Genomic DNA, 15499 nt, shown 5'->3' with positions numbered 1-15499 from the left:
AGCAGTGAGGGAAGCCAGCACGGAACTTCTGGTCGAGGCCGACCCCGACTCCAACGTGACCGACCTCCTCCTGGAACGCTGCGCCAAGGATCCGTTCGGCACCCTGTATGCCCACAAAACGGCCAATGGATGGCTCAACGTTTCAGCCGCCAGATTCCTCGCAGATGTCACCGCACTGGCCAAAGGACTGATTGCCGGAGGCCTCAACCCCGGGGACCCCATTGCGGTGTTGTCCCGGTCCAGCTACGAGTGGACGCTGGTGGACTTCGCCATCTGGATGGCCGGAGGTGTTACGGTGCCCATCTACGAGACGTCCTCGGCAAGCCAGATCGAGTGGATCCTGGCCGATTCCGGCGCCCGGCGCATCTTTGTAGAAGACACAGCCAAAGCCGGACTTGTGCACAACTTGGTGGACCGGTCTGCGGCCATCGGCGATGATCCCGTGACGATCATCCGGATGGACCACGACGGCGACGCCCCCAACCTGACCAGCGTCTCCGCCGTCGGAGTCGGCATTATGGACTCAGAGCTGGAGCGCCAGCGCAGCGCAGCGAACCTCTCCGACATCGCCTCGATCGTGTATACCTCCGGAACCACCGGCAAGCCCAAGGGCTGCGAAATCACCCATGGCAACTTTGTCCTGGTGGCACGGAACGTCATCCCGTTCCTCCCCGAGCTGCTGATGCAGCAGGGTGCGCGGACGCTGATGTTCCTGCCACTGGCGCACGTCCTGGCCAGGGCAGTCCAGGTAGTCTGCCTCACGGCTGGCATCACGCTTGGCCACAGCGCAGGAGCCAGTGGACTGATGGAGGACCTCAGCACTTTCAAGCCCACCTTCCTGCTCGCCGTGCCGCGCATTTTTGAAAAGGTCTACGCCGGCGCCGGCCACAAGGCCGCCATGGGCGGAAAGGCAGCGCTCTTCTCTGCGGCGTCGGCTACCGCCGTGGAATATTCGACGGCGTTGGACCTCGCCGCACGCGGGCAGGGACCGGGGCCGGGGTGGCTTCTGGGCATGAAGCATGCCGCGTTCAACAAGCTCCTCTATCCCAAAGTCCGGGAGGTTTTCGGCGGACAGGTCGGCTACACGGTCTCCGGAGCCAGCCCGCTGAGTCTTCGGGACAACCATTTCTTCCATGGTGCAGGCGTGCCTGTGCTGGAGGGATACGGGTTGACGGAGACCACTGCCCCGTGCACCGTCAACACTCCCAGCATGACCCGAATAGGTACGGTGGGGATCCCCCTTCCCGGCACCACCATCCGGGTGGCCCAGGACGGTGAGGTGCTGGTCAAGGGCATCGGTGTCTTCAAGGGCTACCATGCCAATGAGGAGGCCACCGAGGCTGCGTTTGTTGATGGCTTTTTCCGTACCGGTGACCTCGGCGAGCTGGACGCCGACGGCTTCCTGACGATCACCGGCAGGAAGAAGGACCTCCTGGTCACTGCCGGCGGTAAGAACGTGGCGCCCGCACCTTTGGAGGAGAAGCTCCGCGAGCACCCACTGGTGGGCCAGGCCGTGGTGGTGGGAGACGGCCGTCCCTTCGTGGCCGCACTGGTGAGCCTGGATCCTGAAGGACTTGACGACTGGTGCGCCGAGAACAAGATCGGTGCTTTGTCACCTGCCGAAGCGGCCGGTGATGACCGGGTGAAAGCGGCCGTTCAGTCCGCTGTGGACGAGGCCAACAAGCTCGTTTCTGCGGCTGAATCGATCCGTAAGTTCGTGTTCATCACAGCCGAACTCAGTGTCGAGTCGGGGCATCTCACGCCGTCCCTGAAACTGAAGCGGGCTTCGGTGGTCAACGACTTCCGGGCCGCTGTGGAGAAGCTCTACGAGAAGTAGCGGCACGTGTTCTGGCGCCCCAGGGCACGCCGCGCAGTGGGCCCTGCTAGCGCCTGGCGTCAGTTGATTCCCTGCTGAGGTTGTCCGTATCGTCTGTGGCCGCGTCGTCGTCCAAAACCTCGGGCTGATCAGCCGTTGTGTCAGCACCCCGGCGCCGCTTGGTGGGCCAGGTGAAGATGAACGTCACCGTAGCCACGAGGAACACCAACGCGCCGATGACGATGCCGGCGTCGATCCAGAATTGTCCCGGGAAGAGCCTGATAAGAGTGTCTTCCAGGGAGAACGTCCACGTTCCATTGGCGAAGAAGATCCGGTGGAACTCGGTGAAGAACTGCTCCCAGCTCAGGGCCGCCAGGACTGCGAGGCCAATGATGATGACCAAAGTGACGATCGACCCTGCAAAGAGACCTCGGCGGATGCCGCCGTTGCTGCGCTTCCGCAGGTACAGGATGGCGATGATGCTGAGGATAATGAGCAGCAGTCCGGCACCGAAGGAGGACAAAATGACCAGCTTCACGTCGGCCATGTGCGCCACTTCGCTGTCCTGGAAAAGCTTGGTGCCATCCTGGTTGACCAAACCACCCAGGTATCGCGGACCAGCCCAGTTGCTGAGGTAGTCCACGGCGTATGAACCGTAGGTCATGCGGTCATCTGTGCTGAATCCGTAACCATCGCCCGGAAAACCGGGACGGTTGTACTCCACCCACAGGAACAGGGGGCTGGTAACAGCCCTGACGGCGAGCACCAGGAGGATGACCGGGTAGAACACAGCCAACAGAACCTGGAAGACGCGCGGTCCGATCGGCTTGACCTTGGCGGCCTGCTCACGTTCAGCGTTGCGGCGGGCTACTTCTTCTTCGGGCGGGCGGACCTGAAGGGCCGACGTCGGCAAGGGTTCCGAATAGTGCGAGGACTCTTTCTCCGAGGCGGTATCGGCAAGAGTGTCAGCGAACAGCGGGGGTTCGGGCTCGGCGTCGGCCGCTTCTGCAGCTTTGCGATCGGCACGGCTTCCGGGCTGGCCACCGGCAGGCGTAGCTGGTGTCGCGGTAGCGGGCGTCGCCCCTGTGGCAACCGCCGGTGCGGAGTCAACCGCACTGGAAGTCGTCGTCGTGGGGGCCGCCTTCGGGTCAGCCGCCGGAGAGGCACCGCTGGAGGTCTTCGGCTTCATCCAGTCGAAGGCCGGCTCGTTGGGGTCCTCATGGACGTCCGTGTCCGGTTCTTGTGGTTTTGGGCTCTTGTCGCTCACAGCGGTTTCACTTCCGTAGGCATCCACCGGCGAATGCGTACTGCCGGATCTCTTGTCTGCATTCGAGCCTACCGCCCGGTCCGAGGCTGACACGCTGTGCCACCCCGGCTGGGACCGGATCGAAACGTAACTGTAAGGTCTACGCGGCGATGCTGCGATATCCGGCGTCGTTGGCGTCCAGGTCCCCGGTGACACCTGTCCGGGCGGCCCTTCCGCCGAGCACCAACGTGTAGACCCAATAGGCGGCCAAAACCGCCGCACCTATGGCGATCTTGGCCCACACTGGCAAAGCACTGGGCGTCACGAAACCTTCCACCATTCCAGAGACCAGGAGGACAAGCACCAGCCCCAAGGCAACGGTGATCAGCGAACGCCCTTCGTCAGCAACAGCCTGCAGCCGGGTCCGCGGACCTGGCCGCACCATGGCCCAAAAAATCCTGAGGCCGGCAGCACATGCTATGAACACCGCCGTCAGTTCCATCAGTCCGTGCGGGAGGATGTAGCTGAAGAAGACATCCATTTTCCCCGTAGCCAGGAAGAGGCCGGCTGCCACGCCCACGCTTTGGGCGTTCATGAACAGGATGTACGGGACCCAGAATCCGGTCACTCCAAACGCCACGGCCTGCGCTGAGATCCAGGCATTGTTGGTCCACACGGCACCTGCGAAAGAGGCCGCAGGGTTCTCCGAGTAGTAGTTGATGAAGTCTTCCTCTACGTACTTCTGGACCTTGGCGTCACTTGCCACCGCCCGCAGCGCCTCCGCCGACGTTCCAATCCACACGGCGTACGCGCCTGCCACCAGGACGAAAGCCACCCCGCACCAAAGGGTCAGCCAGCGGATCCGGTAGAACGCGGCTGGTAAGGAGATCACAAAAAAGCGTGCCAGGTCCTCCATGAAATTCGAGCGCGCCCCGGTGAACCTGGTCCGGGCTTGCGCCAGCCCTGCAGATAGGGTGGCGGACAACGCAGTCTCCGGAGCAACCGAGCGGATCAGGGACAAATGCCCGGACACGGTCTGATAGAGCCGCAACAATTCGTCGGCTTCAGACCCCGTGAGGCGGCGCTTATGCGCAAGGAAATGCAGCCTGGACCATTTGTCCCCATGTACGGCCGAGAAGGCGTCGATGTCCACGGCACCACCCTAGCGCCTCAGTCCGCCCAAGAGGTGGGTCCCGCCGCTAGACTCGATGATGCGGGCACGCCACGCGCCTGCACCGTTGGGAAGGCATGGGGGCTGGCATGAGTTCAATCATCACAGGCGAGGCAGTGGTCCTCGAACTGCGCCCGGCATCCTTCGCTGCCCGCGCGCTGGGCCTCGTCATCGACGTCGTCTCGCACATTGTTCTGGCCATACTCCTCATCATCCTGGTGGGCGTTGCATCAGAGGACCTCGACGACGCCGCAATTCGCGCACTGATCCTGGGCAGTGTTGTCCTCTCCATCGTCATTGTTCCCGTCACAGTGGAAACCCTCACCCGTGGACGCTCCCTGGGAAAGCTCGCCACCGGGCTACGGATTGTGCGCGACGACGGCGGTTCCATCCGCTTTCGGCAGGCGCTCATCCGTGGACTGCTTGGCGTCCTGGAAATCTATTTGACCTTCGGCGGCCTGGCGACCGGCGTGGCACTGTTCAACGACCGGTCCAAACGCCTCGGCGACATTGTGGCCGGAACCTACTCGCTCCGCCAACGCGTCCCCTCCAAACCCCGCATCATGCCTGTGGCGCCGCACTACCTGCAGGGCTGGGCCGCTATGGCAGATATCGGCAGGGTCCCCGACGCCACCGCGCGCAGGGCAGGTACCTTCGTGCAGCAGGCCTACCTCATGGCCCCGGCATCCCGGGTCAACATGGCTACGGCCATTGCCTCCGAACTCGCCAAATACGTCGCCCCTCCCCCGCCCGGCGGGACAATCCCCGAGGACTACATCGGAGCAGTCCTCGGGGAACGCCGCAACCGTGAACTTGTGCGCCTGCGCCAGGCGGAGAAGCGGAACGCGTCAATCGGCGAGCGGCTGCAAAAGCTGCCGTTCACTGACGGTTAGTGCCTGCCACCGGCTTGTCCCGGTTGCAGGCTTTAGCGCCAGTGGTCTGGTCTAGTGAGTCTGTGCGGCAGGAGGGTGGCGGGGTTTCCTTCGGCGGCGTTGACTTGGGGTTGGGTCAAGTAGAGGGCCTTGGAGAGGTCCGCTCCGTGGAGCTGGGCTCCGCGTAGATCGGCTCCCAGGAGGTCTGCCGTAGTGAGGTCGCTGTTCCTGAGGTTTGCTCCGATCAGGTAGGCACTCCGGAAGTTGGATCCGCAGAGGCGTTGGTTCGCCAGGTCCGCGCCCATCAGGTCGGCGCCACTGTGTTCACCGTTCCGGTGAGCACCGACGTCGTGCGTTTGCGTGTCCTCGGCTCCGTAGGAGGCCCGTAGTTCTTCGCTGACCTCCATCAAGAGGACCCGCACTTCCATATGCAGGGTCTCGACGTCGGTGTCCAGGATCGCGGTTGCGTCGCCTTGGGCGATGGCTGCTATGCGCCCGGACAGGCTCTCCGCTGCCATCGCCAGGTCCGGATCGAAGGTCCGTTGCCGGGCTTCGACCAGGTACCAGAGCATTTCGTGGAGTTGCCTCACCACTTTGAACACGGCGAACATCGACTGCCCCAGGGAAGGGCTCTCCTTCCAGCTCGTGCCCCCAAAGGTTTGTTGGGACACTACCTGGCCTGCGCCAAAGCAGTCGAAGACGGTGCAGCCGCGGAATCCACGGGGCCGGAGCCGTTGGTGGATTGCGCAGGAAAAGTCGGCGGCCATGTTCGGGCACGGCGTCGCGGCCGGTTTATCGATGGCGAAGTCAGCCGAACGGGCGAATCCGAGCGCCGTGCAGCAGAGGGCAAAACAGTTACTGCAGTCCGGGCTGAGGGTAGGTGAAAGTGTCATTTGTGCTCCATGTGATGAAAAAGGGTCCGGTGGAAAGGGCCGGGGAACCCGTGCGTGGGTTCCCCGCAGGGACACCCGGAATCACCATGGAGGGCAGCACAAAGTGAAGGGCCGACGCGTGGTCGGCACAGTGTGTTTTCGTCAAAGCGCGCAGGAGATAATCACTGCGGCCAATTATAACGCTGGGCTAGCGCTGGGCGTAACTTGCCCAAGGGATGTTCCAGTCGCCGAAGCCTTCCAACGGCTCTACTGCCGGCGCTCCGGTGTTCAGGATCTGGACCACGTCGCCGGTCTTCATGTTGTTGAAGAACCAGGCTGCGTCGTCCGGCAGCAGGCCCACGCAGCCGTGGGAGACGTTTACGCGTCCGATGGCTCCCCACGCCGATTCGAGTGCTTGGTGCACGTACACGCCGGACCACGTCAGGCGGTTTGCGTAATCCACCACCATCGGTGCGTAGTAGCCCTTATCGCCTGGCTTCAGCCCGATGCTCCCGGCGTTGAAGTTGGACTTTCGCTCCTGCTCCAGGATCACTGCATAGCCCGTGGGAGAGAGCCAGTCCTCGCCTCCGAGCGACACAGGTGCAGTGTGGACCAGTTGCCCGTCGGAGTACACGTTCATGGTCTTGGTGGTGTCGTCCACAACGGCCACGCGCTGGGGACCGGTGGTGAAGGTCGAGACTACGTCGGCATTGCCGATCATCTTGTTACCGAAATCGACGCCCAGGAGTTTCATGTCCACGGTGACAGTGGTGCCCGAGGCCCAGAACGCCTCCGGCCGGATCCTGGCTTTCTTGTCTGAATACCAGTGCCAGGCAACCGGCTGGCCGGAAGAGACCGTTATGGCAACGCGCTTCTCCATGGCAGCTTTATCCACCACGGGCTCGCTGAAGTTGATCTCGATGGGCTGGCCGGATCCGGCCGTGGTCCCATTCCGGGGATAGACGGAAGCGTCCGCCTCAAAGGCAGCCGATACGGTGGTGAACGATTGGGTCTTCTTGGTTTCCTTCCCGGCGGTGTCCACCAGAGTGAAGGAATAGCTGTACTGGGTCTTGAACTTCAGGACTTCCTGGGTGGTCCAGGTGCTCCCATCCGGGCTGGTCTTGCCCTGGACAGGGGTGCCACCGTCCACGGGAGCCAGAACAACGTCTTTGACCTTGCCGTTGACAGCCTTGATTTGGGGTCCCACCACCGGATTCCACTCAAGTGCGCCGTCCAGCGGGGTGATGCCCAGCTCTACGGGCTTGGCTTCCACCGTAGGCGTGGGAGAGGGTGCAGCGCTGCTGTCCTGGGAAGAACCGGCAAGGAGTCCAGGCACCACAACCACGCCAATGCCGCCCACCGCAATAGCTGCGCAGACTCCTATGATGGCAAGGATTTTGCCCTTTTTCCGTGTGGCGACTTCCGTCATGGTTCCCATCATCCTGTCCCCCGCAAGCATTACTGAACACCCAATTCTAGCCGAAAGGCCGGCAACGCTGATCGCGCGCCGGCCTTTCACCATCGATTTGAGTTGCGGTGGAACCCTTTAGTAGCGGTAGTGCTCCGGCTTATAGGGGCCGGCAACGTCCAGGTCAAGGTAGTCGGCCTGGTCCTTGCTCAGTTCCGTCAGCTCCACGCCAAGTGCGTCGAGGTGGAGCCGTGCGACCTTCTCGTCCAGGATCTTGGGAAGCACGTAAACCTGCTTCCCGTATTCGCGTTCGCCCGCGGGTTGGTCCTTCTTGGTCCAGAGTTCGATCTGCGCGATGGTCTGGTTGGCGAAGGAGTTGCTCATCACGAACGACGGGTGTCCCGTGGCATTGCCCAGGTTGAGGAGGCGGCCCTCTGACAGCACGATGATGGAGCGCTCGGAGTCCGTGCCCTCCTCAAACACCCATTCGTGGACCTGCGGCTTGATCTCCACTTTCTTGACACCCGGGATCTTTGCCAGGCCGGCGATGTCGATCTCGTTGTCGAAGTGGCCGATGTTTCCCACGATTGCCTTGTTCTTCATGCCCAGCATGTGCTCGGCCATGATGACGTCCTTGTTGCCCGTGGTGGTGATGAAGATGTCGCCCTGGGCGAGCACCGTCTCCAGCTTGGCAACCTGGTATCCGTCCATGGCGGCCTGGAGGGCGCAGATGGGGTCAATCTCGGTAACAATGACCCGTGAGCCCTGGCCACGGAGGGCCTCGGCAGCTCCCTTGCCGACGTCGCCGTAGCCACAAACGACAGCAACTTTGCCGCCCATGAGGACGTCCGTTGCCCTGTTGATGCCGTCCGGCAGGGAGTGGCGGATGCCGTACTTGTTGTCGAACTTGCTCTTGGTGACGGAGTCATTGACATTGATGGCCGGGAACAGCAGCTTGCCCTGCTCGGCGAGCTGGTACAGCCGGTGGACACCGGTGGTGGTTTCCTCGGTGACACCCTCAATGCGGGCGGCCAGGCGGGTCCACTTTTGCGGATCAGCGGCAAGGGTCCGGCGCAGGAGGTCCAGGATGAGGACGTACTCCTCCGGGTCATCCTCGGTGGCCGTGGGAACGGCGCCTGCGGCTTCGAAGTCGACGCCCTTGTGCAGCAGCAGCGTGGCGTCGCCGCCGTCGTCGAGAATCATGTTGGGACCCAACTCCGGGTTTGCATCAGCCCCGGGCCAGGTGAGGATCTGCTCCGCAGTCCACCAGTACTCTTCCAGTGTCTCGCCCTTCCAGGCGAAAACCGGGACACCCTGCGGGTTCTCCGGTGTGCCCTTGCCAACAACGACGGCGGCAGCGGCTTCGTCCTGGGTGGAGAAGATGTTGCAGGAGGCCCAGCGAACTTCCGCCCCCAAGGCAGTGAGGGTTTCAATGAGCACAGCCGTTTGGACCGTCATGTGCAGGGAACCGGCGATCCTTGCACCCTTGAGTGGCTGCGAAGCACCGAATTCGGCGCGGAGTGACATCAGCCCCGGCATCTCGTGCTCGGCGAGCCGGATCTGGTGGCGGCCGGCCTCGGCAAGGGTAATGTCGGCAACTTTGAAGTCAAAAGTCATGGAAATCCTTAGGGGTACCGTGCGGAATGAGTGAAGAAGCGGGGGCTAAGCCTTGGAATCGTGCTGGCCGGAAGTGGCAGCATTGGCCGCGGCAAGGAGTTCCGGGGGCAGGAGCAACGGGATGCCGTCCTCTATCGCGTAGCGGAGCTTCCCGCCATTGGAGTCTTCAGGAACGGTGACCAGTTCCTCGCCCTCCTGGACCAGCGGTGAACCCGTCACGGGGCAGCGCAGGATGGACAACAGTTCAGGACTGACCTTTGGCATGAATGATGCTCCCTGGGTGGCGCCTACGTGGCGCAGCTGGCGGATGTTATCTGCAGATTCCAGACTACCGCGCAGGATCAGTGGGTTTGCAGCGCGGCGTCGAATTGCGTCCGAAGCCCAAGGCCCGGACCTTCGGTTACCGGGTCAGGAGGGCTCGCGGAGGATGCGAAGGTGCCCGCGACGGGTCCCCTCGATTGCTGCCGGTGGCTCCATCTGCGGGTGGCTTTGCCGTGCAGGAGTTTCAGGGGCTGCCGAAGCCGCCTCACGGACAGCATTGGCAAGGGCCAACAGGTCATTGGGGCCGGGTTCGGGCGGCGTGGCAGGCATAGCCAGCCGGAGCACTTCCCAGCCCCGCGGAACGGTCAGGCTCTCGGCGTGCTGTGAGCAAAGATCGTAGGCGTGCGGCTCGGCATAGGTGGCCAATGGACCAAGGACAGCGGTGGACTCGGCGTACACGTACGTCAAAGTAGCCACCGCTGACTGGCGGCAGGCTGATCTTGAACACTGACGAATGGCACCCACAACATCCCAGATTAGCGCCACTTGGCTCCATCCTGTGGCATTGGATGCCCGTGGCCCCGCGAAGATGGCCCCTCTGCCGGTAACTCGCCGCTGTGCGGGCCATGATGTCGCGCAGACGGGTCGCCGGGACTAAAGTCGATATATGCAGTCACAGCCACATGTTCCCGGATTCAACATCCGGTGGACTGACGCCGATGGCGATCAGGCAGAGCAACACGCCGGTCCGGGCGCGAGGGGTTTCCGGCGGCGCCGGCGCAACCGCCATGGCCGGGGACTGCGGGGAGAACTCATGCTCCCCAGCCTTCCCGGCTTCCGAACCCGCGCAGAGCGCTTTGATGACATGGTTCTGGACTCTGCGGAGCGGCTCCAGGACATGTGGGGCAAGCAACTGGACGGTGTCCTGTTTGCGGTCGACGAGATCCCGCCCAACCTTGAACAACTCGTTGCCCAGGGAAGCCGTGCCCCCTTGGGCTCCTATACGCCAGGCGGCCGCGGCGAAGCACCCATGATCACTGTGTACCGCCGCGTGGTGGAGCAAGGCTGCGGCAGCCGGGACGAACTGCAGGACCTGGTGCACGACGTCGTGGTGGAGTACACCGCTGAAATGCTGGGCGTGCCCCCGGAGACCCTTGATCCCGTCTACCGCCGCCGGTACCAGTAACACCGGCCAGTAGCCGACTAAAACCCGCTAGTAACCGACGGAGACCGGGACCTTTTCAAGTCCGGCAGCCGCATCCTGGATAGCTACTACCGAGATGTCCGCGCGCCCTTGGGTACCGAGGACCAGTGCACCGTAGATGGGGTCGCCGGAGGCTGACACTACATACCCCGCCACCACCGAATCACCGGACTTTGCCGGGAGTTCGATCAACGATGTGGTTCCACCGGACATGTCCACGTCAACTGCTTTCCCCACAGCACCGTCAGCGGTCACAGGAGCATAAGTCACCGTGCCGCGCCCCTCGGGAACTCCGAAGCTCAAATACCGCTGCCCGTTCCGGGGTACGGCCACCAGGTGTTGGCTGCCGAGGCGGGCCGAGGAAGGTGACCAGGCAAAATCGGTGGCTTCCTCAGCTTTGGCCCCCCGCGTAACCCGGGCCGAGGCCACAAAGGCAACATCGGAACTGGCCTTGACCGTGTAGGTGCCGGCCGGTATGCCCTCGAGATCCACGGTGGCTACGGATCCACCTTTGACCGTGACCACTCCCCCGCTGGGTACTTTCCGTTCGCCGTTGGCCCCGTAAAGGCTCACCTGCACTACGGCATCGGTGGAACCCGGGACGGCGATCTGCAGCGCCGGCGAGGCATCGGCGAAACCGGATTTAGCCGCCAGCGCTTTCGTAGCCGCCGGGTCCTGGATGTCGACGCCGGACATCACCTGCAGGTTCGAGGCACCGGAGCCAGGGGCAAGGTATTCGACACCGCCGGGAGCGAGCCCGCGCAAGACACTCTGTTGGATGGTCGCAGCAACCGGGCCACCAGTACTGCGCACGTGGACTGCGAGTTGCGATTCACTGGGGGCAAGTCCTGCAAGGTTCACAGAGCGGGTGGTTCCGGGAGCTACCAGGAGTCCCCGCGCCCCGGGTGCCTGGATCTGGCCCTGCTCCCCGAAAAGGTCAAGGTTCACGGTGGCCGGAGTCTCCGAGGCATTGCTGAGGTTCAGGACTGCCGTGCGTCCCACTGCCGTGTTGGCGCCCAGGAGCCAGGCATCGTTTCCCGGCGATTGGCATTGGGCCGAAGCGAGGCCGCGCAGGTCTCCATCGGTGGCGGAGTAGCTAAGGTTGGCAGCCATTGAGGCTTGTTCGTTCCCCAGCGGATCTGCCCCCACCACGGCCGGAGCCGTCACTGGAGAAAGAGATGCCACTGCGGCGGATAACACCGGAGGTCCGGCAGTTGGCGTCGGAGTGCTGGTGGGAGCCTTCGCAATCTCAGCAACAGCGGCTCCATCCAACGTTGTCACCTTGCTTCCCGGAACCGTACCGGCCGGGTTGCTGAGTACCACCGCATTCAGGGCACTGGCGGCTGTAGTGGACACGGGACTGAACTCTGCATCGGTTCCCACCACGGTTCCATTGACAAGCCGGGCAGGCTCCGGGCACACGCCCAGTGCCCGTCCCGCTGGAACATCGGCCTGCCGGATGTCCATGGTGGTTCCGCCGGAAGGTTCGGGCATCATCGAGGTCGCCGCGACGGCCCCACCGCCGGCTGCCAGGATGGCTACCGCGGAGAGGACCCCGGTCACAACGCCCCGGTTGGAACTTCGAGCCCCTTTGCCTGCACTACGTGACGACTTACCTCCAGCTGGCTGTTTACCTTCAGCTGGCTGTTTCTGGTCCTCAGACACTGCTGTACTCCTTACGGAGGGAGACTTCGTCCCTCGACATGCCGGTTCGGGTGCGTCGCGCCGGCACAGGTATGGCCAGCAGCAGCGTCAGCCCCATCACCACGGCCTGCATCAGGCCGAACCACAAAGCCCAAGGGTTGGTGTAACGGATTTCCAGCTCACCACCGTTGGCGGGGAGCTCAAAGGCTTGCGACCATCCGGACGTAGCGGCTTTGAGCTGCCTTCCATCCATCCAGGCCGTCCAGCCGGGGTCGGAGCGTTCAGCCATCACCAGCTTGCGGCCCTCCCCACCTGCAGGAACGGTCGCATCCACGGATACTTCTTCGGCCGGGAGGTTGGCAACCGTCGTCCCTTTGGAATCAACGATCCGGATGCGGTGCGTGGTCTCTGCAGCCGCGGCGGCCGGCTGGTTCCGCGGCGAGACCCGCCACAGCCATCCGGCGTCCGTCTGTCCAACAGCCACCAGGCCTGGGACGGCGTCAATCCTGCTTGCAGTCAGTTGGGCTGCGTTGTCGGCGGCCTTAAGGACTACGAATCCCGCTCCAAGTTGTTCAAGGTCAGCGCGCGGGTCCACTCCACTGCTTGCCACGATGGTGGCCACTGCCCGCCGAAGCGATGCCGTGGCGGCGTCATCGTCCACAATTTCCTCGCGGCCCGGTGCGCCGATGATGGTGCGGGCCGAAGCGATGGTGGACAAGCTGTCCAGGGTCGTGCCGGCTCCGCGCATTAATGAGGACGTAAAGGCACCTTGTTCTCCACTGGTGATAACCAGCGTCCGGGTACGCTCAGGCCCCTGTCCGCGATCGACCGCGGTGGCCGGCAAAGTGCCGGTGTCCACTGCCCATACCTGGCGTTCGGTCCCCAAGGAGGACGGTTTCTTTTCGGCCGCGTTGGCTGACGTGGACGCACCAGGGGCCGGCGAGGGCTGGAGAACGTTCTGGGCCGCCCAGGCGCCCATGCTTGCCAGCGGCCCGGCCACGAGGAGCGTGAGGACAAGCCCGGAAGCCACACGCTGCAAAGGAATCCTAGGGCCGCTGGTATCAGTCGTGCGGCGAGGCGCACCAAAGAGCTTGTCAGCGCCTGTAACGGCAGCACCGAGCAACAACATGCCGGCAGCTGATACCGCCGGGCCGGTGAAGGGCCCCACGATGACGTCGTTGTTGACGCCGGTGGCGACATGCCCCACCAACCAACTACTCGCCAAGGTAGCCAACGCTGCCAACCAGAACACCCTGGCCAGCGCCGTCCGCTTGCCGGGCAGGAACAGGGCCGCCACAGCGAGGACCAGGACCGGCGCACTGACCAGCAGCGCAAGCAGCAAAGCCCAGGGTGCTGCGCCCGGGCCGAAGATCGCCAAGCCGGTCAAGCCGCCGTCGATGTCGAATGCCAAGGGCTGCCCCAGCAGCTGCTGCCAGATCGGCGCGGCGTCGAAGGTCAGGGGCAGTCCGGGATCAGCCAGGAGGGCACGCGGCCTGTCCAGGACCGAAATTCCGTACGGCACGAACAGCGCAACAGTGGGAAGAAGAGACCACCACAGCGTCTTGCCGCGCTGTCCCAGGATGACGGCGGACAGGACTACCGCAACAACAACGGGTCCTAGAAGCGACGGTGCCGAGGCGGTAACAATGGCCATTGCAAGCCCGCCGGCGGCGGCGGCGGTCCACGACGGTGTCCCATTGATGCCCGGCTTTCCGAGAACGGGAGCAGGGCGCCGGGTCAGGGCTGTTCCCTGATGTGAACGTCCTTGACCGATCGCGGATCCTGAGGCACGCAGGAGTGCCAGCAGCAGCAGCGGCATCATCACATGGGCAATCAAGGCACCAGCGCGGCCCTCATTGATCGCGACCAGCAGCGCAGGAGCGGCAGACCATGCCAAGGCAGCAACAGTCCGGAAACGGCGCTTCGTCGTCAAAGCCCCGGCAGCAAACCATGCGCCAATGGCAGAGAGTGGCATGGCCAGGACCAGCAACCAAGCCATGGCCGGGTTGCCGTCCCCTCCGCCAAAGAGGGACAACAGCCACAACACGTAACCGAAGGGATCGCCGTGGCCCGGCAGGCCTGCGCCAAGGGAAATCCACCATGTGGAGGCATTGGCCCAGATGTCTCCGGGCGTTTCAGACAGCGGGATGAGGCCGCCACCGGCCACAATTCCGGAGCGCACCAGGCCCAGCAGGCCAATAAGGGAAGCGGCCAGGGCCAGCAGGGCTGCTGCGGCTGCACCTGTTCCTACCCACCCGCGTTCATTGGTTGCCAGCGCAACAAAGTCGTCGGCGGCATCCCCGCTGGGTTCCGGTGCCAGGAGGTCCGAGACCGCTGACGATTCATCGCCGGGACGGATGGCCTCCAACAGGGACCGCCTGTTGGCACGGACTTCGCGGGTTGACTTTTGGAGGCCCCGGACCACGGCACGCCGGACGCGGCGGGTTCCGGCGGCAACACGGCGGCCCCGAGCGATGGCTACAGGACGCATCAGGGCGGCAAAGGTTGCCGTGAACTGCGAGAAACCGTACCCCGGTTCCTTGACCAGAATGCTCAGCATCAGCCGGACCACGGCACCGAAGACCGCACCCAGCGCTTGGAACGGAACGTTCCACCAGGGGGTGTGCTTGAGACGCAAATGAATCTGGGCTTTACGTGCCGCAGATGAAGTGCCCAGGCCATGGGGCCGGTGCTCCACGTGGAACATCCGGGCGCTGGGAACCACTACCACCCGGTTGCCGGCGAGCCAGTTGCGCCAGCAGAAGTCCACGTCATCGCCGCTGCCGGGCAACGCGGGGTCAAAGCCCTGCAACAACTCCCACACATCCCGGCGGATCAACATTCCGGCGGAATTCACCGCGAAGGTGTCCGTGCGGGCGTCGTATTGTCCCTGATCCACTTCGTCGGCGTCGATCAGTGTCAGGCGCTCGGCCCAGCGGCTGGTGGAAAGCCCGGCATCCACGAGGTGCCGCTCATTGTCCCAACCGAGCTGCTTGCAACCGGCCACCGTTACCGACGGCGCCCTTTCCACGGCATGCAGAAGCTCCGCCAAGGCGTCAGCCGCCGGGGCGGCGTCATCGTGAAGGAGCCAAATCCAGTCAACAGTGCCAGGGCGGTTTCCAGCATCATCGCCGGGCACGCCCCTGTCAGGTGCCAGCTCGTGCAAGCCCGCTTGAACAGCTGCGCCGAAGCCGGATTTTGCCTGCGCGAAAGTGGTGACATTGGCTTGGCCGAAGGCTTCGCGAAGCATATCCAGCGAATGATCCGTGGAGCCAGTATCAATGCCAATGGCGGCATCTGCCGGACGGGTTTGGTCCGACAGTGCCGCCAGTGTCCTGGGGAGATAGTCGCCGCCGTTGTGGGAAACCACAACGGCGGTAACGTGAAC

At 63.6% G+C, this 15499-nt stretch carries 12 protein-coding genes; 3 read left to right on the top strand and 9 right to left on the bottom strand.

What is annotated here, in order from left to right; all coding sequences use genetic code 11:
- The first annotated feature begins 4 nt into the window (after nt 1-4).
- Nucleotides 5-1837, top strand: coding sequence for an AMP-dependent synthetase/ligase (locus LDN85_RS06835; protein WP_223944960.1), 1833 nt, complete (start codon nt 5-7; stop codon nt 1835-1837).
- A gap of 46 nt (nt 1838-1883) precedes the next feature.
- On the opposite strand, the gene LDN85_RS06830 is transcribed toward LDN85_RS06835, so the two are convergent.
- Both LDN85_RS06830 and LDN85_RS06825 read right to left on the bottom strand, forming a co-directional pair.
- On the bottom strand, nt 1884-3083 hold the full coding sequence (locus LDN85_RS06830; protein ID WP_223944959.1) for a TIGR01906 family membrane protein: 1200 nt from the start codon (nt 3081-3083) through the stop codon (nt 1884-1886).
- Nucleotides 3084-3222: 139 nt separating this feature from the next.
- A complete protein-coding gene (locus LDN85_RS06825; protein ID WP_223944958.1) occupies nt 3223-4215 on the bottom strand; it encodes a stage II sporulation protein M in 993 nt (330 codons plus the stop codon).
- A gap of 107 nt (nt 4216-4322) precedes the next feature.
- Between LDN85_RS06825 and LDN85_RS06820 the strand changes: the two genes are divergently transcribed.
- On the top strand, nt 4323-5126 hold the full coding sequence (locus LDN85_RS06820; protein WP_223944957.1) for an RDD family protein: 804 nt from the start codon (nt 4323-4325) through the stop codon (nt 5124-5126).
- A 32-nt stretch (nt 5127-5158) separates the two neighbouring features.
- Here the strand turns inward: LDN85_RS06820 and LDN85_RS06815 are convergent, their stop codons facing one another.
- The 5 genes from LDN85_RS06815 to LDN85_RS06795 form a co-directional block, all read right to left on the bottom strand.
- A complete protein-coding gene (locus tag LDN85_RS06815; protein ID WP_223944956.1) occupies nt 5159-5998 on the bottom strand; it encodes a pentapeptide repeat-containing protein in 840 nt (279 codons plus the stop codon).
- Nucleotides 5999-6185: 187 nt separating this feature from the next.
- Nucleotides 6186-7406, bottom strand: a complete 1221-nt coding sequence (locus LDN85_RS06810) for an Ig-like domain-containing protein (protein ID WP_223944955.1) — start codon at nt 7404-7406, stop codon at nt 6186-6188.
- A 117-nt stretch (nt 7407-7523) separates the two neighbouring features.
- Nucleotides 7524-9002, bottom strand: coding sequence for an adenosylhomocysteinase (gene ahcY / locus LDN85_RS06805; RefSeq protein ID WP_223944954.1), 1479 nt, complete (start codon nt 9000-9002; stop codon nt 7524-7526).
- A gap of 45 nt (nt 9003-9047) precedes the next feature.
- Nucleotides 9048-9266 (bottom strand): Trm112 family protein, encoded by a 219-nt coding sequence (locus tag LDN85_RS06800; protein ID WP_223944953.1) that lies wholly within the window; start codon nt 9264-9266, stop codon nt 9048-9050.
- Nucleotides 9267-9410: 144 nt separating this feature from the next.
- Complete coding sequence (locus tag LDN85_RS06795) at nt 9411-9788, bottom strand: DUF3499 domain-containing protein (RefSeq protein ID WP_263422093.1); 378 nt, start codon at nt 9786-9788, stop codon at nt 9411-9413.
- Nucleotides 9789-9930: 142 nt separating this feature from the next.
- Here LDN85_RS06795 and LDN85_RS06790 point away from each other — a divergent pair, with 142 nt between their 5' ends.
- Entirely contained in the window at nt 9931-10449 is a 519-nt protein-coding gene (locus LDN85_RS06790; RefSeq protein ID WP_223944951.1) for a metallopeptidase family protein, read from the top strand.
- A gap of 27 nt (nt 10450-10476) precedes the next feature.
- Here LDN85_RS06790 and LDN85_RS06785 read toward each other — a convergent pair whose 3' ends face one another.
- Both LDN85_RS06785 and LDN85_RS06780 read right to left on the bottom strand, forming a co-directional pair.
- The gene (locus LDN85_RS06785; protein WP_223944950.1) at nt 10477-12030 is read right to left on the bottom strand and encodes a DUF5719 family protein; all 1554 of its coding nucleotides are present in this window, start codon (nt 12028-12030) and stop codon (nt 10477-10479) included.
- Between the two features lie 94 nt (nt 12031-12124).
- The gene (locus LDN85_RS06780) at nt 12125-15481 is read right to left on the bottom strand and encodes a glycosyltransferase (RefSeq protein ID WP_175493364.1); all 3357 of its coding nucleotides are present in this window, start codon (nt 15479-15481) and stop codon (nt 12125-12127) included.
- Between the last annotated feature and the right edge of the window lie 18 nt (nt 15482-15499).

Origin of the sequence: Arthrobacter sp. StoSoilB20, assembly GCF_019977295.1 — a bacterium.
Classification (GTDB): Bacteria; Actinomycetota; Actinomycetes; order Actinomycetales; family Micrococcaceae; genus Arthrobacter; species Arthrobacter nicotinovorans_A.
The sequence above is the reverse complement of the archived record's forward strand: the minus strand, read 5'-3'. Positions and strand labels throughout refer to the sequence as shown.

Coding starts and splice junctions, on each gene's coding strand:
- LDN85_RS06810 (WP_223944955.1), bottom strand. CDS start 7,406: ATGACGGAAGTCGCCACACGGAAAAAGGGCAAAATCCTTGCCATCATA.
- LDN85_RS06820 (WP_223944957.1), top strand. CDS start 4,323: ATGAGTTCAATCATCACAGGCGAGGCAGTGGTCCTCGAACTGCGCCCG.
- ahcY (WP_223944954.1), bottom strand. CDS start 9,002: ATGACTTTTGACTTCAAAGTTGCCGACATTACCCTTGCCGAGGCCGGC.
- LDN85_RS06790 (WP_223944951.1), top strand. CDS start 9,931: ATGCAGTCACAGCCACATGTTCCCGGATTCAACATCCGGTGGACTGAC.
- LDN85_RS06800 (WP_223944953.1), bottom strand. CDS start 9,266: ATGCCAAAGGTCAGTCCTGAACTGTTGTCCATCCTGCGCTGCCCCGTG.
- LDN85_RS06815 (WP_223944956.1), bottom strand. CDS start 5,998: ATGACACTTTCACCTACCCTCAGCCCGGACTGCAGTAACTGTTTTGCC.